The 20914-nt window shown below is 70.0% G+C and carries 18 protein-coding genes; 13 read left to right on the top strand and 5 right to left on the bottom strand.

From position 1 onward, the window contains the following. The first annotated feature begins 93 nt into the window (after positions 1 to 93). From atpA to ACOKR1_RS13780, 7 genes are all read left to right on the top strand, one after another. Positions 94 to 1731, top strand: a complete 1638-nt coding sequence (atpA, locus tag ACOKR1_RS13810; RefSeq protein ID WP_422933582.1) for a F0F1 ATP synthase subunit alpha — start codon at positions 94 to 96, stop codon at positions 1729 to 1731. A gap of 91 nt (positions 1732 to 1822) precedes the next feature. Continuing rightward, a complete protein-coding gene (locus ACOKR1_RS13805) occupies positions 1823 to 2713 on the top strand; it encodes a F0F1 ATP synthase subunit gamma (protein WP_415854424.1) in 891 nt (296 codons plus the stop codon). Between the two features lie 64 nt (positions 2714 to 2777). Beyond that, positions 2778 to 4229, top strand: a complete 1452-nt coding sequence (gene atpD, locus ACOKR1_RS13800) for a F0F1 ATP synthase subunit beta (RefSeq protein WP_422933581.1) — start codon at positions 2778 to 2780, stop codon at positions 4227 to 4229. 1 nt (position 4230) lies between these two features. Beyond that, positions 4231 to 4512, top strand: coding sequence for a F0F1 ATP synthase subunit epsilon (locus ACOKR1_RS13795; protein WP_136609717.1), 282 nt, complete (start codon positions 4231 to 4233; stop codon positions 4510 to 4512). Positions 4513 to 4521: 9 nt separating this feature from the next. Further along, on the top strand, positions 4522 to 4953 hold the full coding sequence (locus tag ACOKR1_RS13790; RefSeq protein ID WP_422933580.1) for a DUF2550 domain-containing protein: 432 nt from the start codon (positions 4522 to 4524) through the stop codon (positions 4951 to 4953). A gap of 7 nt (positions 4954 to 4960) precedes the next feature. Continuing rightward, on the top strand, positions 4961 to 6286 hold the full coding sequence (locus tag ACOKR1_RS13785) for an alpha/beta hydrolase (RefSeq protein ID WP_422933579.1): 1326 nt from the start codon (positions 4961 to 4963) through the stop codon (positions 6284 to 6286). Beyond that, positions 6283 to 8913 carry a phosphatidylglycerol lysyltransferase domain-containing protein gene (locus ACOKR1_RS13780; RefSeq protein WP_422933578.1) on the top strand — a complete coding sequence of 877 codons (2631 nt, stop codon included), beginning with the start codon at positions 6283 to 6285 and terminating at the stop codon, positions 8911 to 8913. The genes ACOKR1_RS13785 and ACOKR1_RS13780 overlap by 4 nt, the downstream gene beginning before the upstream one ends. A gap of 113 nt (positions 8914 to 9026) precedes the next feature. Here the strand turns inward: ACOKR1_RS13780 and ACOKR1_RS13775 are convergent, their stop codons facing one another. From ACOKR1_RS13775 to nucS, 3 genes are all read right to left on the bottom strand, one after another. Continuing rightward, a complete protein-coding gene (locus ACOKR1_RS13775; protein WP_415854419.1) occupies positions 9027 to 9230 on the bottom strand; it encodes a cold-shock protein in 204 nt (67 codons plus the stop codon). 297 nt (positions 9231 to 9527) lie between these two features. Next, positions 9528 to 10763 (bottom strand): N-acetylglucosamine-6-phosphate deacetylase, encoded by a 1236-nt coding sequence (locus ACOKR1_RS13770; RefSeq protein ID WP_422933577.1) that lies wholly within the window; start codon positions 10761 to 10763, stop codon positions 9528 to 9530. A 34-nt stretch (positions 10764 to 10797) separates the two neighbouring features. Next, positions 10798 to 11499 (bottom strand): endonuclease NucS, encoded by a 702-nt coding sequence (gene nucS, locus ACOKR1_RS13765; protein ID WP_422933576.1) that lies wholly within the window; start codon positions 11497 to 11499, stop codon positions 10798 to 10800. Positions 11500 to 11554: 55 nt separating this feature from the next. Between nucS and ACOKR1_RS13760 the strand changes: the two genes are divergently transcribed. Together ACOKR1_RS13760 and ACOKR1_RS13755 are read left to right on the top strand one after the other, a co-directional pair. Next, entirely contained in the window at positions 11555 to 11914 is a 360-nt protein-coding gene (locus ACOKR1_RS13760) for an ATP/GTP-binding protein (RefSeq protein ID WP_422933575.1), read from the top strand. Positions 11915 to 11955: 41 nt separating this feature from the next. Next, complete coding sequence (locus ACOKR1_RS13755) at positions 11956 to 12753, top strand: alpha/beta hydrolase (protein WP_422933574.1); 798 nt, start codon at positions 11956 to 11958, stop codon at positions 12751 to 12753. Positions 12754 to 12831: 78 nt separating this feature from the next. On the opposite strand, the gene ACOKR1_RS13750 is transcribed toward ACOKR1_RS13755, so the two are convergent. Continuing rightward, positions 12832 to 14100, bottom strand: coding sequence for an AI-2E family transporter (locus ACOKR1_RS13750; RefSeq protein ID WP_422933573.1), 1269 nt, complete (start codon positions 14098 to 14100; stop codon positions 12832 to 12834). Positions 14101 to 14272: 172 nt separating this feature from the next. Here ACOKR1_RS13750 and ACOKR1_RS13745 point away from each other — a divergent pair, with 172 nt between their 5' ends. The 4 genes from ACOKR1_RS13745 to ACOKR1_RS13730 all read left to right on the top strand — a co-directional run bounded on the left by ACOKR1_RS13745 (position 14273) and on the right by ACOKR1_RS13730 (position 19566). Further along, the gene (locus ACOKR1_RS13745) at positions 14273 to 16000 is read left to right on the top strand and encodes a hypothetical protein (protein ID WP_422933572.1); all 1728 of its coding nucleotides are present in this window, start codon (positions 14273 to 14275) and stop codon (positions 15998 to 16000) included. A 98-nt stretch (positions 16001 to 16098) separates the two neighbouring features. Continuing rightward, complete coding sequence (locus ACOKR1_RS13740) at positions 16099 to 17085, top strand: co-chaperone YbbN (protein ID WP_422933571.1); 987 nt, start codon at positions 16099 to 16101, stop codon at positions 17083 to 17085. A 118-nt stretch (positions 17086 to 17203) separates the two neighbouring features. Further along, positions 17204 to 18001, top strand: a complete 798-nt coding sequence (locus tag ACOKR1_RS13735) for an ABC transporter ATP-binding protein (RefSeq protein ID WP_422933570.1) — start codon at positions 17204 to 17206, stop codon at positions 17999 to 18001. After that, a complete protein-coding gene (locus ACOKR1_RS13730; protein ID WP_422933569.1) occupies positions 17986 to 19566 on the top strand; it encodes a transporter in 1581 nt (526 codons plus the stop codon). Before ACOKR1_RS13735 ends, ACOKR1_RS13730 begins: the two co-directional genes overlap by 16 nt. A gap of 90 nt (positions 19567 to 19656) precedes the next feature. Here the strand turns inward: ACOKR1_RS13730 and ACOKR1_RS13725 are convergent, their stop codons facing one another. Continuing rightward, positions 19657 to 20868 (bottom strand): IS110 family transposase, encoded by a 1212-nt coding sequence (locus ACOKR1_RS13725; protein ID WP_422933568.1) that lies wholly within the window; start codon positions 20866 to 20868, stop codon positions 19657 to 19659. Between the last annotated feature and the right edge of the window lie 46 nt (positions 20869 to 20914).

The raw sequence follows: 20914 nt of genomic DNA, 5'->3' as shown, positions 1-20914 counted from the left end.
CGGCTACAGCACACTTCGAACCAGACAAATCCGGTCATCACAGCCAGTACTGCACCGATGATGACCACGAGATCTAGAGAGCAGGGACTGCAGATGGCCGAATTGACCATCAACGCCGACGACGTCCGCGATGCACTGAACGAATTCGCGGCGTCCTACGAACCCGGCACGGCCGATCGCGTCGAGGTTGGCCGCGTCATGCAGGCCGCCGACGGCATCGCCCGCGTCGAGGGCCTTCCGTCCGTCATGGCCAACGAGCTGCTGCGCTTCGAGAACGGCGTCCTGGGCCTCGCCCAGAACCTCGACGTTCGCGAGATCGGCGTCATCATCCTCGGCGAGTTCGCCGGCATCGAGGAGGGCCAGGAGGTGCACCGCACCGGCCAGATCCTCTCCGTGCCGGTCGGTGACGCCTTCCTCGGCCGGGTCGTGGACCCGCTGGGCCAGCCCATCGACGACCTCGGCCCGATCGCGGCTGAGTCCACTCGCGCGCTCGAGCTCCAGGCTCCCGGCGTGACGCAGCGCAAGTCGGTCCACGAGCCGATGCAGACGGGCCTCAAGGCGATCGACGCCATGATCCCGATCGGCCGCGGCCAGCGCCAGCTCATCATCGGCGACCGCCAGACCGGCAAGACCGCCATCGCGGTGGACACGATCATCAACCAGAAGGCCAACTGGGCCTCGGGCGACGTCAAGAAGCAGGTCCGCTGCGTCTACGTGGCCATCGGCCAGAAGGCCTCGACGATCGCGGCCGTGCGGCAGACCCTCGAGGACAACGGCGCGCTCGAGTACACGACGATCGTCGCGTCCCCGGCCTCCGATCCCGCTGGCTTCAAGTACCTGGCTCCGTACGCCGGCTCGGCCATCGGCCAGCACTGGATGTACGGCGGCAAGCACGTCCTCATCATCTTCGATGACCTCTCGAAGCAGGCCGAGGCGTACCGTGCCGTGTCCCTCCTCCTCCGCCGCCCGCCGGGACGCGAGGCGTACCCGGGCGACGTGTTCTACTTGCACTCTCGCCTCCTCGAGCGTTGCGCGAAGCTCTCGGACGAGCTCGGCGCCGGTTCGATGACCGGCCTCCCGATCATCGAGACGAAGGCCAACGACGTCTCGGCGTACATTCCGACCAACGTCATCTCGATCACGGACGGCCAGATCTTCCTCCAGTCCGATCTGTTCAACGCCAACCAGCGTCCCGCGGTCGACGTCGGCATCTCGGTCTCGCGCGTCGGTGGCTCCGCCCAGGTCAAGGCCATGAAGAAGGTCTCCGGCACGCTCAAGCTCGACCTCGCGCAGTACCGCGACATGCAGGCCTTCGCGATGTTCGCGTCGGACCTCGACGCCGCCTCGCGCCAGCAGCTGACCCGTGGCGCCCGCCTCATGGAGCTGCTCAAGCAGGGCCAGTACTCGCCGTTCCCGGTCGAGAACCAGGTCGTGTCCATCTGGGCCGGCACGAACGGTCATCTGGATGACGTCCCCGTCGAGGATGTTCGCCGCTTCGAGGCGGACTTCCTCGAGTATCTGAGCCACCGCACCTCGATCCTCACGACGCTCGCGCAGACCAACCTCCTCGAGGACGACACGGTCGAGGCGCTCAAGTCGGCGATCAGGGACTTCAAGCAGGGCTTCTTCGGCGAGGGCGACAGCAAGCTCGTCGCGGCCGGCCACGAGGAGCATGCGGCGCTGGCCGAGGGTGACGTGAACCAGGAACGGATCGTCAAGCAGACCCACTGATTCCACTCGGTGACCCCGCCGGGGCCGCAGGAACGGAGCACCGCTCCGGGCCGCGGCCCCGCGGGGCAGCGATGGAGAGGAAAGGACAAGAATGGGTGCCCAGATCCGGGTCTACCGCCAGAAGATCGCGTCGACGTCGTCGATGCGCAAGATGTTCAAGGCGATGGAGCTGATTGCCACCTCCCGCATCGGCAAGGCGCGCGCTCGCCTAGCCGCCTCCCTGCCCTACGCGCGTGCCATCACGCGCGCGGTCTCGGCCGTCTCGTCGGCCCGCGATCTGGATCACCCGCTGACGACCGAGCGTGAGCACGTGCGTCGCGCCGCGGTGCTCGTCCTGACCGCCGACCGCGGGCAGGCCGGCGCCTACTCGGCGAGCATCCTCAAGCAGGCGGAGTCGCTCACGGAGCTCCTGCGCGGCCAGGGCAAGGACGTCGCGACGTACCTCGTGGGCCGCAAGGGCCAGGCGTACTACGACTTCCGCAACCGCGACTACGTGCGGGTCTGGACGGGCCAGACGGACAACCCCGAGTTCGCGACCGCCCAGGAGATCCGCAAGGTGCTGCTCGAGGCGTTCGAGACGCCGTTCGAGGACGGCGGCGTCGACGAGATCCACGTGGTCTACACGTCGTTCAAGTCGATGGTCGTGCAGCAGCCGACCGTGATCCGCCTCCTCCCGCTCGAGGTGGTCGAGGAGAAGGCCGCCGAGGCGCAGGAGCTCCTGCCGCTCTACGAGTTCGAGCCGGAGCCCGAGCAGGTGCTTGACGCGCTCCTGCCGCGTTACATCGAGTCGCGGATCTTCGCGGCGATGCTGCACGCGGCCGCGAGCGAGCTTGCTTCGCGCCAGCGCGCCATGAAGAACGCGGGCGACAACGCCACCGAACTGATCAAGAAGTACACGCGACTGCGCAACACCGCCCGCCAGGCGGAGATCACGCAGGAGCTCACTGAGATCATCGCCGGCGCCGACGCGCTGAACGCCTGAGGTCCCCGGAGCCTCGGCCCACTCAATAGACTGACTACACGCCATGACTGGAGAAGTGAGAGACATGACTGCCACTGCCCCCGAAGCGGTTGCCACCGCCGGCGCGACGGGCCGGATCGCCCGCGTGATCGGTCCGGTGGTCGACGTCGAGTTCCCCGCCGACTCGATCCCCGAGATGTACAACGCCCTGACCACTCAGATCACGCTGAACGGCCAGACCCGCACCATCACGTTCGAGACGGCTCAGCACCTCGGCGACAGCCTTGTCCGCGCCATCTCGCTCCAGGCCACCGACGGTCTGGTCCGCGGCACGAAGGTCCAGGATACCGGCTCCCCGATCTCCGTCCCCGTGGGCGACGGCGTCAAGGGCCACATCTTCAACGTGCTGGGCAAGCCGCTCGACGTCGACGAGTCGGAGATCCAGGCATCGGACCACTGGCCGATCCACCGCAAGGCACCGTCCTTCGCGCAGCTCGAGGGCTCGACCGAGATGCTCGAGACCGGCATCAAGGTCATCGACCTCCTGACCCCGTACATCAAGGGTGGCAAGATCGGCCTGTTCGGCGGCGCAGGCGTCGGCAAGACCGTGCTCATCCAGGAGATGATCACCCGCGTTGCCCGCAACTTCGGCGGTACCTCGGTGTTCGCCGGCGTGGGCGAGCGCACCCGTGAGGGCAACGACCTCTGGGTCGAGATGGACGAGGCCGGCGTTCTCAAGGACACCGCCCTCGTGTTCGGCCAGATGGATGAGCCGCCTGGAACTCGCCTCCGCGTGGCCCTCTCGGCGCTGACCATGGCGGAGTACTTCCGCGATGTGCAGAACCAGGACGTGCTGCTCTTCATCGACAACATCTTCCGCTTCACGCAGGCGGGTTCCGAGGTCTCCACGCTTCTGGGCCGCATGCCCTCCGCCGTGGGTTACCAGCCGAACCTCGCTGACGAGATGGGTGTGCTCCAGGAGCGCATCACCTCGACGCGTGGCCACTCGATCACGTCGATGCAGGCCATCTACGTCCCTGCCGATGACTACACCGACCCGGCCCCTGCCACGACGTTCGCGCACCTCGACGCGACGACCGAGCTCTCCCGCGAGATCGCCTCGCGTGGCCTCTACCCGGCCGTCGACCCGCTGACGTCCACGTCGCGCATCCTCGACCCGCAGTACATCGGCAAGGCCCACTACGACACGGCCGTCCGCGTCAAGCAGATCCTCCAGAAGAACAAGGAGCTGCAGGACATCATCGCGATCCTCGGCGTCGACGAGCTTTCCGAAGAGGACAAGATCGTCGTGGCCCGCGCCCGCCGCATCCAGCAGTTCCTGTCGCAGAACACCTACACCGCGAAGCAGTTCACGGGCGTCGAGGGTTCGACCGTCTCCATCAAGGACACGATCGAGGGCTTCACGGCCATCTGCGACGGCGAGCTCGACCACATCGCCGAGCAGGCGTTCTTCAACGTCGGTGGCCTCGACGACGTCGAGCGCAACTGGGCCAAGATCCAGGAATCGACGAAGTAGCATGGCTGAGCTCGAAGTCGAGATCGTCGCGGCGGACCACTTCGTGTGGTCCGGCGGGGCGAAGATGGTCAAGGCCCGCACGGCCGACGGCGAGATTGGGATCCTGCCCGGGCACACTCCGGTCCTGGCCATCCTGCACGCTGGCAACATCGAGATCGAGCCTGTTTCGGGTTCGCGGATCGTCGTCGAGGCCGACGGAGGGTTCTTCTCCGTCGACAGCAACCGCGTCGTGATCGTCGCGGACAACGCACAGATCAGCGAGTCGGTCGCGGGGACTCGTTAGCCTTACTCAATGGACGATTCCGCTCTTCCGTTCATCGTCCTGGCAGTGGTCTTTCTGCTCCTTGCAGCAATGCTCTGTGTTCTGGGGGTGCGTCGCTTCGTTCTGCGGCGCACCCTCGGCACGGTGGATGCCTCCATCAGCCTGTCCTCCGGGGCGTGGCGGATGGGGGTTTGCCGCTATCAGGACGCCGAACTCGAGTGGTTCGACCTGCTCTCCCTCAGCCCTCTCCCGAAGCGCCGCTTCACGCGGAGTGCGCTCATGCTGCGCGGCCGCCGAAAGCCCACGGAGGCCGAACGGCCCAAGGTGCAGGCCGACGTCGTGATCGTGGAGCTCACGCACCAGGGCACCGAGGTGCGGTTCGCGATGGACTTCCGCGCGTATGCGGGCCTTGCATCGTGGCTCGAGGCCGGGCCCGTGATCGGCGTTGGGACGTGGCGCTGACCCGCACATGGACGCCTTCTACGAACTGAGGATTGTCGACGGCCCTCTGGCCGTCGCCTGCTGGGTGCTCGCGATCGCGGGCGCCGTGCTCCTCGTGGCCCTCGCCGCCGCGCCGCGACTGCGCAAATGCGGTAGGGCACTCATCATCCTGGGCGGCGCGATCGTCGTGACCGTTGTCGCGACGGGCGTTGTGCACTGGCTGCTCGTCGACATCTTCAACGTCTTCCCCGAAGATCTTCCGATCGAGGTGCTCGTCGCGTCCGGTGTCGGGGTCTTCGGCGTCGTCCTCGCGGTGACCGCGGTGGTCCGGCTCGGGTTGGCCCGGCGCGCCTGGGGCCGCCGCGTCGGGGCGGTCGCGTCCGCGGCGGCGATGTCGCTGCTTGCGGCCCAACTCGTCAACGCGTACTTCGGCCTCAACCTCACGTTCGGCGATCTGGCGGGCGTCTCGCTCAGCCGGATCCACCCGCTCGAGGGCCAACTCGAGCGCTCCTCCGCCCCGTCTGTTCCGCTCGCGGACTGGTCCTCGCAGGGCGGGCTGCCGCCCAACGGTGAGCTTCGCTCGGTCCAGATCCCCACGCCGGTGTCCGGGTTCACGACGCGGCCCGCGTACGTCTACCTTCCGCCAGCCTACTTCGCCCCGACGCGACCGCAGCTTCCCGTGCTCCTCCTCATTCCCGGTCAGCCCGGGAACCCGTCCGACTGGCTCTCGGGCGGCCGGCTCCGGCTCAAATTGGATCGTTTTGCCGCGGAGCACGGGGGAGTGGCGCCCATCGCCGTCGTCGTCGATCCTAACGGCAGCCCCTCGGCGAACACGATGTGCATGGACACCAAGATCGCGCACGCCGAGACGTATCTCGTGCAGGACGTGGTGCCGTGGATCAAGTCGCACCTGAGCGCCGCGACGGATCCGCGCCTGTGGGCCGCGGGTGGCTTCTCCTTCGGCGCAACGTGCTCGGTCCAGCTCCTCGCGAAGCATCCCGAGATCGTCACGAGTGCCCTCGGCTTCGCCGCCGAGCAGGAGCCAGCGCTCGCGAAGGACCGCACCAAGACCATCGATCTTGCGTTCGACGGCGACACCGCGGCTTTCGAGGAACAGACTCCTTCGCGTCAGTTCGCAGAGCGGCGCCACGACGGGCTCATGCTCTTCCTCGCTGCGGGCTCCCGGGACCGGGACTTCCAACGGCAGGCCGACGTGGTCGCCGGCCAGGCACGCGACTCGGGCGTCGACGTCCACCGCGCCCTCGCGGACGGCGAGGGGCACTCGTGGGAGATGATCGCGAAGACGTGGCAGGCCGGAATGGCGCTCCTCGCCGTGCGCTGGGGGCTCGCATGACGCCGCGCGCGGACAGCCGCGTCGACCAGGTCCAGGCCCCGAGCGAAGCCCAGGCGAGCGAGGCAAACGCCGCACCTGCAACGGCGCGGCCGGCGGAAGCCGGCCCACGCAACGTGGCCCTGACCATCCGAGCCGCCGTCGGCGAGAGCGCGCGCAAGTGGCTTTCGGCGCTCAGGCGGTACCCGGTCACGCTGAGCATCGTGGCAGCGCTGTGGGGCGTCGGCATCGCGACGGGAAGCATTCTCTCGGGCCCGGACCCCGTGCTCTACGACATCGTCGGCGGGGACCTCGCGTCGCTGCGCGGCGGGCAGTGGTGGGCCGCGCTCACGTCCGTGTTCTTCGCGTCGAATCCCCTCGCCTACGTCGCGGGGACGGTCGTGGTCGCTGGGCTCGTACCGTTCTCCGAGCGCGCCTTCGGCGCGTGGCGTACCATCGCCCTGTTCTTCGGCGGCCAGCTCGCGAGCATCATCGCGTTCTTCGCGGTCGCCCAGATCGCCCGCTGGGCCGGAGACGACTGGCTCGGCTCGATGGTCGACGTCCCGATCCTCGGGCCCTACCCGGCGGCCCTCGTGTGCGGCCTCGCCGCGAGCGGCTCCCTCGGCGCGCTCATCCGCCGCCGGCTCAGGGCTGTGGTTCTGGCGGTCGCCGGCATGCTCGTGCTCTACGTGGGGCACTCGGAGACGGTGCTCGGTCTCATCGGGGCGCTACTGGGCCTCGCCGCGGGGTGGTGGTCGAAGGGTCCGGCCCACGAACGCATGTTCCGCCTCCCGAGCATCCGCGAGCGGCGGAATCTTCTCGCGCTCCTCGTCGCGATCGTCGCCCTCGGCCCCGTCCTCACGGCGTTCACGCGCAGCCCGAACGGGCCGCTCGCGCTCGTCCGCGGCATGGTCCTGAACCCGCTCCCGGCGCTCGCGCAGCTCCAGCAGGACTGCGGGAGCTCGCTCGACGCCCAGTGCCTCCAGGCCGGGCAGCCCACCGTGATCTCCGCGACCGGCTATCTCACGGCCCTGCTCCCGGTCCTCATCATCCTCGTGTGCGCCGAGGGCCTGCGCCGCGGCCGCTCGGTCGCGCTGCGCCTCGCCGTCGGCGTGCTGCTCGCGCTCGTCGCCCTCTCCGCGAGCTATTCCGTCCTGTTCTTCCGCATCCCGGTGCACCCGGGCCGCGGGCGGTACGGCATGCTCAGCTCGGGGGTCGTGCACCTGCTGCCGGTTGCGCTCACCGCCGCGGCTCTCATGGTCGTCCTCTGGATGCATCGAGACCTGTTTCCGGTCGAGACAGCCCGAGGCATGCGGCGGCGCCTCCAGGCCGCTGGCGGTCTCCTCACCGGCGGGCTCGTGGGCGCGTACGTGATCCTGTGGGTCAAGGATGGTGGTCTCGCACGTCCCGCGGGCGTCTGGAGCCTCGTCGAGGAGCTCGTCCGGCAGTATCTCCCCTCGCCCCTGCCCATCAGCTACCTCCCGCTGTTCCGGAACCGCGATCCCGTGGAGCTGTGGCTCTTCACGTACAGCGGCCTCATCCTCTGGCTCGCCGCGTTGATCGGGGTCGCCGTCGCCGTCCTCCGCGGCCAACAGACCCTCGGCGCGCGGGACGACAGCCTCCAGATCGCCCGCCGCCTGGTCCATCGAGGCGGCAGCAGCCTCGCATGGATGACCCTGTGGCCCCCGAACCGCTTCTGGTTCGACCAGCAGGCGACCGCGGGTGTCGCGTTCCAGCAGCACGGCAGCGTGGCACTCTCCGTCGCGGGGCCGATCGGACCGCCCGAGAAGTGGCAGTCCGCCGTCGAGGGCTTCGTAGCCTACTGTTCGCGGCACGCGCTCGTGCCGTGCTTCTACAGCGTCACGGACGAACAGTGGCCGGTACTGCGCGAGCGGGGCTTCCGCCGCGTCGAGGTCGCGCAGGAGACGAGGCTGCGGATCCGTGAACTCGAGTTCAAGGGCAAGGACTGGCAGAACGTCCGCACGGCCGTGAACCGGGCCCGCAAGACGGGCGTGCGTGCCGAGTGGGCGCGCTACGTGGCCCTGAGCCCCCACCGCCGCTCCCAGCTCCACGTCCTGTCCGAAGAGTGGTCGGCCCGCAAGACGCTCCCGGACATGGGCTTCACGCTCGGCGGGCTCGACGAGCTCGCCGACCCGGAGGTGCTCCTGTGCCTTGCAGTCGACGGCGACGGGCGGCTCCACGGGGTCACCAGCTGGCTCCCGGTGTACCACGAAGGGAACGTGGTCAGCTGGACGCTCGACTTCATGCGCCGGAGCCCTGACGGGTTCCCAGGCGTCATGGAATTCCTCGTGGCGTCGGCGGTGAGCGAGCTGCGCAAGACCGTGGACACGATTTCGCTCTCCGGCTCTCCGCTCGCCGCGGACCCCGCGGGCGAGCGGGCCGCCGTCGAGGGCCAGGACGAGCTGCTCGGCAGCATCCTCGAGGCCGCGGGGCAAGCGCTCGAGCCGATCTACGGCTTCCGCTCCTTGGCCCGATTCAAGTCCCATTTTCAGCCCGAATACCGCGCGCTCTACATGTACTACCAGGACACGCTGCAGCTGCCGGCAATCGGGCGAGCCCTTGCCGAGGCCTATCTGCCGGGCCTCACGATGCGGCATCGCATGCGGCTCCTGAGAAGCCTTGTGAGGTGACCCAGGCGCGAATGTGACTTCGCGAATGTGACTTCGGCAGTCACTAAATAATGGGAGCGCCTAAAAAAGCAGGGCCCCGGCGATGCCGGGGCCCTGCTGGGGTATGACTCAGCTCAGATGGCGGTGACGCCCATGGCCTGCGGCCCCTTGGCGCCCTGACCGATCTCGAACTCGACCCGCTGGTTCTCCTCGAGCGTGCGGAAGCCGTTCGACTTGATCTCGGAATAGTGGACGAAGACGTCGCCGTCAGCGTCGTCCGGAGTGATAAAGCCGAAGCCCTTCTCAGCGTTGAACCACTTGACGGTTCCCTGTGCCATGTTCCTGTGTTCTCCTGTGGATTGCCGATAGATGGCCCACCGCTTGTGCGGGTGACCCAGTTACTCCGCGGGAAGAACCTGACACGCACTGGATATCAGGAGCTTCGCGCTCGCAACGGTCTTGCGAGCGTGCTCTGCTGGCTGAGCTGGCTGCTAGCTCACAGATACTGCTAACTACATCAAGACTGGATATAGCCAATCATGCCCGGCAAGTACGGTCAATGGCATACAAGAAGCGCCTCCGAATTCCCGGCAAACAATTCTTGAATGCGCCGAACCCGCGCGTCAGGGGGCGGCTCAGCGGCCCTGGGGGAGCTCGAGGAGCGTGCCGGCGCGGACGACCGCCGCGAGCCCGAGACGCGCATCCGTGGCCACGAGATCTGCACGGAGCCCGCGGCGCAGGCTCCCGAATTCGTCGGAGCGGCCCAGCACCGCGGCGGGGACCGCGGTGGCCGCGCGCACGGCGGATTCGAGCGGGACGCCCGCCTCGGCGGTGCTGCGGACCACGTCGAGCAGCGTCGCCGTGCCGCCCGCGATGGAGCCCGTCGTGTCAAGCCTCGCGACGCCGTCGCGCACCGTCACCGGCGACGGCCCGAGCATGTACTGGCCGTCGCTGAGTCCCGCGGCGGCCATCGAGTCGGTGACGAGCGCGATGTTTGCGTCCCCCACGAGCGAAAACACCGTGCGCACCGTCGCCGGGTCGAGGTGCACGCCATCCGCGACGAGTTCGACGACGGCGCGCCCCGCCGCGGCGGCGCGGAGGCAGGCCGCCACGGGGCCGGGGGAGCGGTGGTGGAGCGGCGGCATCCCGTTGAACAGGTGCGTGACGGTCGGGACGGTCTCCTCGCCGTCGAAGCCCGCGGACGTGAGCTCCTCGAGCGCCTGGTCGAGCGAAGCGCTCGCGGTCGCGTCGTCGCAGTCCGTGTGTCCGAGCGAGGGCGTCACGCCGTGGGCCGTGAGCAGGTCCACGAGCTCGGCCGCGCCGGGGAGCTCGGGGGCGTACGTCATGGTCGCGAGCTTGCCCTCGGCGGCCTCGATGAGCTCCTCGGCGAGACCGAGGTCCGGGTCGAGCAGGAACGCGGGGTTCTGCGCCCCGCAGCGCGCCGCGGCGAGGAACGGTCCCTCGAGGTGGATGCCGCCCACGAGCCCCTCGGCGTCGAGGCGAGCGAACAGCCGGATGCCGCGCAGGAGGTCCTCGGGGGCCGCCGTCACGAGGCTCGCGAGCAGGGTCGTGGTACCAGATCGGTGCAGGAAGTCGATGGCCCGGCGGGCCGCCGCCTCGTCGGCCCCGGGGAAGTCCCCTCCCACGGCCCCGTGGCAGTGCAGGTCGACGAGGCCGGGGAATAGGAGCGCGTCGGCGGGGAGGGTCAGCTCCGTGCCGCCGAAGGCTTCCACATCGAAGTCCGCGGCAGGGCCCGCGTAGGCGATCCGGTCGCCCTCGAAGGCGACGACGCCGCCGTCGACCGTTTCCCCGTCGCTCACGATGCGCCCGCGCGCGATGAGGCGGTCCAGAGGCAGGTCCGGCGAGGTCATACGTCGATCATAGGGGAGCGCGTGGAGCGCGCCGTCAGAAGAGGCGCGAGGCGCTGTCGTCGACGCCGCGCAGGGCGTCGTAGTCGAGCGTGACGCAGTCGATCCCGCGGTCGGTCGCGAGGACGCGGGCCTGAGGCTTGATCTGCTGGGCCGCGAAGATCCCCCGGACGGGCGCCAGAAGCGGGTCGCGGTTGAGCAGCTCGAGGTAGCGCGTGAGCTGCTCGACACCGTCGATGTCGCCGCGCCGCTTGAGCTCGACGGCGACCGTCGCGCCGCTCGCGTCGCGGGCCAGGATGTCGACGGGACCGATCGCGGTCGCGTACTCGCGCCGGATGAGCGTGTAGCCCGTCCCCAGCGTCTCGATCTGCTCCGCGAGCAGGCGCTGGAGGTCCGCCTCGACGCCGTCCTTGATGAGCCCGGGGTCGACCCCGAGCTCGTGGCTCGAATCGTGCAGGTGTTCGTAGATGTTCACGATGAGGCGGTCGTCCGTCTTCGCGGACTGGACGGTCCACTGCTCGACGATGCCCTCGTCGAACGCCACGCCCTCCGAATCGGCCGACGTGACCCGGAGCGTGGCCGGCGGGCTCATCCAGTTCAGCGGCTTGTACGAGCCACCGTCGGAATGCACGAGCACGGAGCCGTCCGCCTTGACGAGCAGGAGGCGCGTCGCGAGCGGGAGATGGGCCTTGAGCCGGCCTTCATAGTCCACGGAGCAGCGGGCAATGACGAGTCGCACCCGAGAACTCTACAGCCCGGCGCTTGCACTGGGAGCGACGCGTCAGAATAGTCCCATGCCCCGCGCCAACCGACCCCGCCGTCCCCGACGCCCCGGGCACCCGACGTCCGGACCGCCCGGCCAGGCCCGTGACGCCCGTCCGGAGGACGGCGAGGACTTCGACCTCGAGCGCGTGCTCGCGGGCTTCGCGCGGCTCGAGTCCGCGCCCGACGGCGATTGGCGGGTTCGCCAGGTGACCACCCGCAGCGCCGCGAAGGACTACACGTGCCCGGGCTGCTCGCGCACGATCCCGCCGGGCGTGGCCCACCTCGTGGTGTGGGCCGACGATCACCTTTTCGGCGAGGAGGCGGGCATCGCCGAGCGCCGGCACTGGCACACGCACTGCTGGCGCACGCGCACGTTCAAGTACCGCTGAAGCCGCATGCAGGCCCGGGAACGCCGACTACGCTGGGGCTCATGCCTTTCGACCCCGCGTCCTACGAGTTCAGCCCGTCCGAAGGCCCGGCGGAGATCCGCGCCAACACGGTGCTCCCGGCCCTGCGGGAGAACTTCGAGCTGCGCACCGCGGATGGCCTCACCCTGGTGGGCGAGCTCGCACTCCCGCTAGACCGGGACCCCGTGGCCACGCTCGTGACGCTCCACCCGCTGCCGACCCACGGCGGCTTCATGGACTCGCACGTGTTCCGCAAGGCCTCGTTCCGCCTTCCCGCGCTCGCCGATATCGCCGTCCTGCGTTTCAACACGCGCGGCACGTCGAGCCCGCGGGGCACGAGCGAGGGCAGCTTCGAGGAAGGGGTGGGCGAGCGCGCGGACGTCGAGGCGGCGGTCCGCTTCGCCACGGAGCGCGGACTGCCCAACCGCTGGCTCGTGGGCTGGTCCTTCGGCACCGAACTCGCGCTCAAGTATGGCGCGCTCCCGCCCGTCGAGCCGGAGATCGAGGGCGGGATCCTGCTCTCGCCGCCGCTGCACCGCGCGGGCGCTGAAGACCTCGCGGCGTGGGCCGCGAGCGGCAAGCAGCTCACCGTCCTCGTTCCCGAGTTCGACGACTACCTGCGCCCGGCGGAGGCAGCCGAGCGCTTCGCGGCCGTCCCCCACGCCAAGGTCGTGCGGGTCGACGGTGCGAAGCACCTCTGGGTCGGCGAGAAGTTCGTTCAGCGCGTCCTGGGCGAGATCGTGAGCGTCGTCGCCCCGGGTGGCCATCCGGCGGTGCTTCCGACCGCGTGGGAGGGCCCGCTCGCGATCGCGGCGGGCTGATCCGGCCTTCGAGAATGCTGCCGCGGACGACGGCGGGCTGGCGCGGACGACGGCGGGTGGGCCCCGCCGTCGTCCGCGTCAGTGCTGGTCTTGGCGCGAGATGAAGACCTCGCGGATGAGCAGCATGACGGCTGCTGCCGTCGGGATCGCGATGAGCGCCCCGAGCACGCCGAGGAGTGTCCCGCCGGCGATGACCGAGATGACGGCGACCGGTCCGGGGACCGCGACGGCCTTCTGCATGATGCGTGGCGAGACGAAATAGGCCTCGAACTGGAGGTACGCGAAGTAGGCGATGGCCATGATGAGCGCCGTCTGCCAGCCCTGCGTGAGCGCGACGAGGACGATCGTCGTGCCCGCGACCACGCCGCCCACGAGCGGGATGAACGCGAGGAAGCCGACCACGAACGCGAGCAGCGCCGCGAACGGGACGTGCAGGATTGACATGACGATGAACGCAAACGTCGCGTTGAGCACCGCAACGCATACCTGGCCGATCACGTAGTTGCCCACGCCGCGCGTGATCTCCTCGGAAAGCGCCTCGACTCGCGCTCGCCGGGTCCGCGGCGCAAGCCGGTAGCCCCACGCCTTCATGGCGGGGAGCGCCGAAAGGAAGTAGAGGCTCAGCACGAGGACGACGAGCACGCCGAATGCGGTGTTGGCGATCGTCGAGCCGACTCCGAGCACGCCGCCGAAGATGTTGGTGATGGCCTGCGAGTCCTGGCCGAACTTCTGCAGCTCCTCGGTGACGCGCTGTTTGATGCCGAACTGCTCGTCGACGCTCTTGTAGAAGTCGGAATGCAGGAAGTCGGTGATCCAGCCCGGGAACGCGTTCACGAGCTGGGTGACCTGGTCGACGATCGTCGGGATGAGGGTTCCGAAGAACGCCGCGAAAACGCCCAAGAGCGCCACGAGCGTGATCGCGATCCCGAGCCCGCGGGGGAGCCTGCGGCCCTCGAGCCACCGGACCACGGGGTCAAGGCCCAGCGCGATGAAGAGTGCCGCGAGAATCCAGACGAGCAGCTGGGTCGTGTGCTGCGCGATCGAGTAGAGGCCGAGCGCGATCCCGACACCCACCGTCCCCATGAAGCCGATGTAGATGGGGTGCTTGGAGGACATGCGCGGCCCCGGCGTTCCGAGGCCCTCGTCCTCGTCCGCCTCGCCCGCTTCGTCGACGGGCGGCATGAGGAAGCGAACGCGCGGCTGGGCACCCGGAAGGGGGCGGCGCAGGCGGCTCGCGATGGAGCGCATGTGCTCCCACTGGGCACGGTTTGCGTGCGTCCCCTCGTCGCCGTGCCCGCCGGGCTGGGCGGGCGATTCCTCGGGCGTCGGGCGGATTTCGTCAGCCACAGTCCTGCCTTCCCATGAGACCTTTCGTCACCCTATCAGCCGCGCCGTTCCGGGCTTCGGCGGGGTCCGGGCAGGGCTGTGGGAGAGCGGTTCCCGAGACCCCGAATGGGGGATCAGGTCACGATTTGGTTACCATTAGTAGGTTCCGTCCCCCGATCTGAGGTGTTTTCCTGTGCGAGTCAAGACCGCAGCCGCGCTTGTGCTGCTGGGCCTGATAGCTCTCGTGGCCGGTATCGGCCAGCTGACCTTCTGGGCTCCGCCTAAGACCGTGACCGCGACCTTGCCGGCCGATACGAAGGCGGCCCCGCTGACGGTCCTCGACACCAAGCTGCGCGATCTGCGCGGCGGCGAGGCCGACGTCAGCATCAAGGGCGACGGCAATTTCGTCCTTGCCGTGGGCCGCCCCGACGACGTCTCAGCGTGGGTCGGCAAGACCGCCCACACGACGATCGACGGCGCGTCGTCCGACGGCAAGATGCTCACCGCGACGTCCACCGACGGCGACCCCACCGCGCCGTCCCCGGCCGGAGCCGATACGTTCGCGACGACCCAGAGCGCCTCCGGCTCGCTCGACTACCACTGGGATCTCCCGGGTGACGGCGACTGGCAGATCGTGCTCGCGACCGACGGCACCAAGCCGGCGCCGACCGACATCACCATCACGTGGCCGAGCAACGAGACGACCCCGTGGGCCGTTCCGCTCGTCGTGGGCGGCGCGATCCTGCTCGCGGGCGGCATCGTGCTTCTCGTGCTTCGGCGCCGCGGCCCCGGAGCGGGCCGCCCCGTCGAGGGCAACCCCGCCGAGGGGCATCCCGCTGAGGGGGCCAACGCCGCGGAGGCCCAGGCGGGCCACGCCCCCGATCAGCCGGGCGCGCCCCACACTGCCGAGCGCCGCACGGTGGGCCGAACCGCCGCGGCCGCGGCCGCCGTCGTCCTTTCGCTCATCGCGGGGGGCACCGCGGCCCACGCCACGACGCCCCCGAGCCCGTCGGCGAGTCCCTCGGACTCCGCCGCCGCGCCGGCGCCCCAGGACAAGGTGCTCATCGACGAACAGCTCCAGCGGATCCTCGACCAGGTCGGCACGGCCGTCGCGGCGGCGGATCAGGCCAAGGACCCGAAGCAGCTCGAGCCGCGCGTCGCGGAATCGGCGCTGCAGGCGCGGACGCAGAACTACAAGATTCGCGCGTCCGTCGCGACGATGGCCGCCCTCAGCCCGATCCGCGGAACGCGGCTCCTCACGAGCGTCGTGCCGACCCAGCGCACGTGGCCGCGCACCGTCATGGCCGTGACGCAGGGCGAGGGCAACTCGACGCCCCAGATCCTGACGCTCCGCCAGGACAACGCGCGCGCCAACTACCGGCTCGTCGAGGCCGCCCCGCTCCTGCCGGGCTCAACGTTCCCGAACGCCCTCAAGGCCGGCGCGCAGCAGATCCCGCTCGACTTCAAGACCGGCCTCGCGTTCTCGCCCATCGACGCGCTGCACGGCCTCAGCGACCGGCTCTCGGGCGGGGACGGGTGGAAGGACAAGATCCCCGACAACGCGTACATCAAGGACACGGTCGGCTACGAGCAGGACGTCATCAAGTCAACCCCCAACGGCGACATGAAGTTCGCCCACAACACGACCGGCAACGACGCGGCGGCCTACCGCACGGCCGACGGCGGGGCCGTCGTCGTCGCGCCGCTCGAGTTCGCGATCACCGGAACGCCGAAGGCCACGGGCGACAAGCTCACCGTGAACGACGACGCGGCGGCCCTTGCGGGCGGGAAGGAGGCCAAGACTTCGATGACGCTCAAATTCCTCGAGTCCGTGGTGCTCTACATCCCGCCGGCCGGCAGCAAGGAATCCCTGTGGCTCGTCGCGGGCACGCGCAACCTGGTCGGCGCGAGTGTGAGCTGACGCTCGGACCACAGGGGTACTCGCGCGTGGCGCGCTGAGGACTTCGCGAGGGGCGGAACCGCTGTGAGCGGTTCCGTCCCTCGCACTATGGTGGAGCCATGAGCGTTCCCGGTTCCCGCCAGCCCAGCCCTCTGCCCCCCGCGAGCCTGCGGGGCGCCGTCGACCTCTCGGCGCTCAAGGCGCGCGCCACCGCCGCCCCGCCCCAGCACGCCTCCGCCCCAGCTGGCGCCGAGGCGCCCGCGGCGGCCTCGGGCGCTGCGCCGGGCGCCGCCGGAGCCATCGAGGTGGACGAGGCGAGCTTCCCCGAGCTCGTCCAGCTCTCCGCCCAGGTTCCGGTCGTCGTCGCGCTCTGGGCGCAGTACTCGCCCGAGTCGCAGCGCGTCCGCGATGACCTCGGACCCGAGGTCGCTGCGTACGGCGGCCGCCTCGCGTACGCGACCGCGGACATCGAGGCGTTCCCGCAGCTCGCTCAAGCGCTCGCGATCCAGGCCGTGCCCACGGTCATCGCGTTCCTCAAGGGCCAGCCGATCCCGCTTTTCCAGGGCGCTGCCGCGACCGCGCAGACGCGCCAGCTCTTCGACGAGCTGCTGCGGGTCGCCGAGGCCAACGGCGTCACCGGAACGGCCGACGGCGCCCCCTCGGCCCCCGCTTCCGAGCCGCCCCTTCCGCCGCTCCACCAGGAGGCCTTCGACGCGCTCGAGCGCGGCGACCTCGGTGCCGCCGACGCGGCGCTCACGAAGGCGCTCGCCGAGAACCCGGCCGATCACGATGCCAAAGCCGCCCTCGCTCAGGTGCACCTCGTGGTTCGGACCCAGGGCCTGGATCAGGCCGAGGCGGATAACGCCCGCGAGCTGGCGGCCCAGACCCCGGACGAACTCGAGCCGCAACTCGTCGTTGCGGACCTGGACGCGGCCGGCGGCCACGTCGAGGACGCGTTCGCTCGGCTCGTGGGGTATATCAGCCGGAACTTCGGGCCCGAGCGCGAGGCAGCGCGCCTGCGCCTGCTCGAGCTCTTCGAGGTCGTGGGCCCGGCCGATCCGCGCGTGAGCGCGGCACGCCAGCAGCTCGCCCGAGCGCTGTTCTAATTCGTCCTCCGCGGCCAGCCCTAATTCTCGCCAGGCCTGGGTTGGGCCGGAGATCATCCGGGGGGCGTCGTCCGTTCGGCTGATTCGCGCGGCCCTCAGCAATTGCTAGCGTGAGGTCATGACTGTGCCCTCATTCTCGGCGCCCAGCCGCGACGTGGCCCCTCTCGGACCTGCCCTCTCGCTTCGGGGGCTCGTCAAGTCGTTCGGCGGGAAGCCAGCCGTGGCCGGCATCAGCCTTGATGTGCCAGCCGGCTCGTTCTACGGACTCGTCGGCCCGAACGGTGCGGGCAAGACGACCACACTGTCCATGGCCACGGGGCTCCTCCGTCCTGATGCGGGCACCGCGATCGTGCTGGGCGTCGACGTGTGGCGCGATCCGCTCGCGGCCAAGCGGCTCATGGGGGTCCTGCCCGATGGGGTCCGGCTCTTCGACCGGCTCAGCGGCGAGCAGCTCATCACGTACGCGGGGCTCCTGCACGGCCTCGACCGCCGCACGGTCGCCCAGCGGACCGCGGATCTGCTCCAGGCGTTCGATCTCGCGGGCGACGCGCGGACGCTCGTCGTCGACTATTCGGCCGGCATGACCAAGAAGATCGCGCTCGCGGCGTCCCTTGTCCACGCGCCGCGTCTGCTCGTCCTCGACGAGCCCTTCGAGTCGGTGGACCCCATCTCCGCGGCGAACATCCGCAACATCCTCACGGACTACGTGCGCTCGGGCGGCACCGTCATCGTCTCGAGCCACGTCATGGACCTCGTCCAGCGCATGTGCGACCACGTCGCCGTCGTCGCCCAGGGGCGCATCCTCGCGGCGGGCACGGTCGACGAGGTGCGCGCCGGCTCGACCCTCGAGGACCGCTTCGTGGAACTCGTCGGTGGTCACGGCCCCACGGAGGGACTCTCGTGGTTGCACACCTGATAACGCTCAAGCTCGTGCTCCTGCGCAACGGGCTGCGCCGGAGCGTGGGGCAGCTCGTGGGCCTCATCGTTGCGTCGCTGTATGGGCTCGGCATCCTCGTTCTCGCGGTGACTGGGCTCATCGCCCTGCGACTCGTCGGTTCGGACATCGCCGAGACGGTTGTGGTCTTGGGCGGGTCCGCCCTCATCGTCGGGTGGGCGCTCACCCCGATCCTCATCTCCGGGGTCGACCTCACGCTCGATCCGGGACGCTTTGCGCCGTTCCCCATCCCGCTGCCGCGCCTGCTCGCGGGGCAGGCCGTCGCGGGGCTCATCGGGGTTCCCGGGGTCTGCACCATGATCGCCCTGGCTGCGACGACCGTGACGTGGTCACGCGGAGTCGGGGCCTTCGCCGCCGCGGTCCTCGGCGCGCTGCTCGCCCTCGCGCTGTGCGTCGTCGCGAGCCGGCTCGTCGCGAGCGCGGTGACGGACCTCGCCTCCAACCGCCGGTTCCGCGAGGCGAGCCGCATCCTGCTCATGATCCCTCTCGTGCTGCTCGGGCCCATCATCGCCCTGACCGCGCGGGGGATCGAGATGAACGCCGCCGCGCTGCGCTCCCTCGCGAGCGTGCTTGCGTGGACGCCGCTCGGCGCGGCGTTCTCGGCCCCCGCCTCCGTCGCCGAGGGTGACGTGCTGGGCGGCCTCGCGAAGCTTGCGATCGCCGCGGCGACGCTCGCTCTCGCGGCGTGGGGCTGGTCACGAGCGCTCGCGCGGGCCCTCGTGACCCCGGCGAGCCGGTCCTCGAGCGGGGGCAAGGCTGCGGCGCGCCGCGGGATCGGCGCGTTCGGCTGGATGCCCGCCACCCCGTGGGGCGCCATTGCGGCGCGCTCGCTCACGTACTGGATCCGGGACCCGCGCTACGCCGCCGCGCTCATCATCGTGCCGCTCCTGCCCGTGATCCTCTACTTCTCCTCGGTCCAGCGCCACAACTCCGAGGTGTTCCTCCTCTCGGGGCCGCTCGCGGCGTTCCTGCTCGCGTGGTCGCTTGCGAGCGACATCTCGTACGACTCGACGGCGTTCGCGCTCCATCTCTCCGCCGGAGTCCGGGGCAGCGACGACCGGCGCGGGAGGGCGCTCGCGCTCCTGACGTTCGCCGTCCCGGTCGCGATCCTCATCACGCTCGTGCCGTTCGCGGTCTCGGGCCGCTGGCAGCTCCTTCCCGCGTATCTCGGGCTCGTGTTCGGGGTGCTCCTGAGCGGCGTTGGGCTCGCATCGGTCGTGTCGTCGCGCTTCGTCGTGGCCGTGCCGCTCCCCGGCGAGAGCCCGTTCAAGCGGCCGCCGGGCAACACGGCACAAACGATCTTCGTCCAGCTCGGCGGCCTCGTGGGGCTCGGCGTGCTCGTCCTGCCGGAGATCGTGCTCGTGGTGCTCGCCGCGGGAGCGGGCGGAGGCGCGTTCGGCTGGGCGGCGCTCGTGGTCGGCCTCGTCCTGGGCGGCGCCCTGGCCACGCTCGGCACGTGGCTCGGCGGGAGCTGGCTCGACCGGCGGGGCCCTGAGGTGTATGCGGCGCTGACCAAGGTGGGCTGACGCCGGGGGGTCGTGATCCTCAAGGACGCGCGCGCCGTCGGACGCCTCGCGACGGTGCCGCCCGGCCGCCACTGAAGCTCCTATGTGTGGTCAAGCGGTGTTGAGCCATTCGCGGTAGCGGGCGACGACTTCTGGGGTGACCGATATGCCTCGTTCCGTGCGGCTGATGGTCATCGGTGCGAGTCCGAGGGCGGTGGCGGCCGCTTGGAGGGTGAGGTTCTTGGCCAGCCGGGCTGGGCGGAGGTCGTGCACGCCGAGGTCGTGATGTGGTCTGGTGAGCTGTTTGAACATCTCGCGGGCGATGGCGCGCTTGAGGAGGCGCAGTACCTCGGGGGTCGAACGCCCGCGCTCGCGTTGGCGGTGAACGAAGGCCTTGGTGGGGGGATGGTTGCGCATGCGGGCCAGCGCGATCGTGTGAAGGGCGTTGTTCGCGCGCCGGTCGCCGCCGCGGGAGAGCCTATGGCGGGTGGTCTTGCCCGAGGACGCCGGGACCGGTGCGGTGCCGCACAGGGCAGCGAACGATGCCTCGCTGCGCAGCCGGTCTGGATTGCCGCCGACGGTGATGAGCAGCTGGGCTGCGGTGGTGCTCCCGACGCCGTGCAGGTGCAGCAGGTGGGGCGCGGCCTGTTCGATCATCGCGGTGAGCTCGGCGTCGAGCCTGTTGATCTCCTCGGTCAGGTTCCGGTGGCGCTGCGCGATGGACTTCAGCGCCGTGAGCACGAGCCGTTCTTCTGGATCGGCGTGGACACCGGGCCTGCACCCGGCCAGTGCCTGGATCAGACGGCCCGGGGTGAGGCTGCGGTACCTCTCCCGGACTTCCGGCGGCGAGGTGACCAGCTGTTGGCGGATCTGGACCTGGGCCGCCTGGCGGGCCTTGACCGCCGACCTGCGGGCGTTGTGCAGGGCACGCAGCGCGGTGACCTCGGCCGACTTCGCCGCCCCGCTCGCCCGTCCCGACAGGACCGCACGGGCGGCCTGATAGGCGTCGAGCGGGTCGGACTTGCCCTCGCGGCGCCGCACGGCGCGTTCGGGACGCACGACCTCGAACACCTCCAGGCCGGTCTCGACGGCGGCTCTGGCGATGCCCAGTCCGTAGGAGCTGGTGCCTTCGATCCCGATGCCGGCCACGTCGCCGTGGCCGGCGAGGAAAGCCAGCGCCTGCCGGTACCCCTTCGGGGTTGTGGGGAACTCCCTGTCGCCGAGCTCCCTGCCCCATGGGTCGATCGCCGCGACGTGGATGGTGTCGGCGTGGGTGTCGATCCCGCCGATGACTGTGCCGGGATCCAGTGCTGTCACTGTCATGATGGAAATGCCTTCCGTGTCGATCGGATGGGTCGACGCCGGTCGG

The sequence above is a fragment of the Sinomonas sp. P47F7 genome (assembly GCF_049332655.1).
Classification (GTDB): Bacteria; Actinomycetota; Actinomycetes; order Actinomycetales; family Micrococcaceae; genus Sinomonas.
Note: the sequence above shows the minus strand (reverse complement) of the source record. Positions and strands in the feature narration are given on the sequence as shown.

Bases quoted from the DNA above. Each gene is read 5' to 3' on its own strand.
- ACOKR1_RS13725 (WP_422933568.1), bottom strand. From the start codon at position 20,868: ATGACAGTGACAGCACTGGATCCCGGCACAGTCATCGGCGGGATCGAC.
- ACOKR1_RS13755 (WP_422933574.1), top strand. From the start codon at position 11,956: ATGCCTTTCGACCCCGCGTCCTACGAGTTCAGCCCGTCCGAAGGCCCG.
- ACOKR1_RS13805 (WP_415854424.1), top strand. From the start codon at position 1,823: ATGGGTGCCCAGATCCGGGTCTACCGCCAGAAGATCGCGTCGACGTCG.
- ACOKR1_RS13760 (WP_422933575.1), top strand. From the start codon at position 11,555: ATGCCCCGCGCCAACCGACCCCGCCGTCCCCGACGCCCCGGGCACCCG.
- ACOKR1_RS13780 (WP_422933578.1), top strand. From the start codon at position 6,283: ATGACGCCGCGCGCGGACAGCCGCGTCGACCAGGTCCAGGCCCCGAGC.
- ACOKR1_RS13770 (WP_422933577.1), bottom strand. From the start codon at position 10,763: ATGACCTCGCCGGACCTGCCTCTGGACCGCCTCATCGCGCGCGGGCGC.
- atpA (WP_422933582.1), top strand. From the start codon at position 94: ATGGCCGAATTGACCATCAACGCCGACGACGTCCGCGATGCACTGAAC.
- atpD (WP_422933581.1), top strand. From the start codon at position 2,778: ATGACTGCCACTGCCCCCGAAGCGGTTGCCACCGCCGGCGCGACGGGC.
- ACOKR1_RS13790 (WP_422933580.1), top strand. From the start codon at position 4,522: ATGGACGATTCCGCTCTTCCGTTCATCGTCCTGGCAGTGGTCTTTCTG.
- ACOKR1_RS13785 (WP_422933579.1), top strand. From the start codon at position 4,961: ATGGACGCCTTCTACGAACTGAGGATTGTCGACGGCCCTCTGGCCGTC.
- ACOKR1_RS13775 (WP_415854419.1), bottom strand. From the start codon at position 9,230: ATGGCACAGGGAACCGTCAAGTGGTTCAACGCTGAGAAGGGCTTCGGC.
- ACOKR1_RS13795 (WP_136609717.1), top strand. From the start codon at position 4,231: ATGGCTGAGCTCGAAGTCGAGATCGTCGCGGCGGACCACTTCGTGTGG.
- ACOKR1_RS13740 (WP_422933571.1), top strand. From the start codon at position 16,099: ATGAGCGTTCCCGGTTCCCGCCAGCCCAGCCCTCTGCCCCCCGCGAGC.
- ACOKR1_RS13735 (WP_422933570.1), top strand. From the start codon at position 17,204: ATGACTGTGCCCTCATTCTCGGCGCCCAGCCGCGACGTGGCCCCTCTC.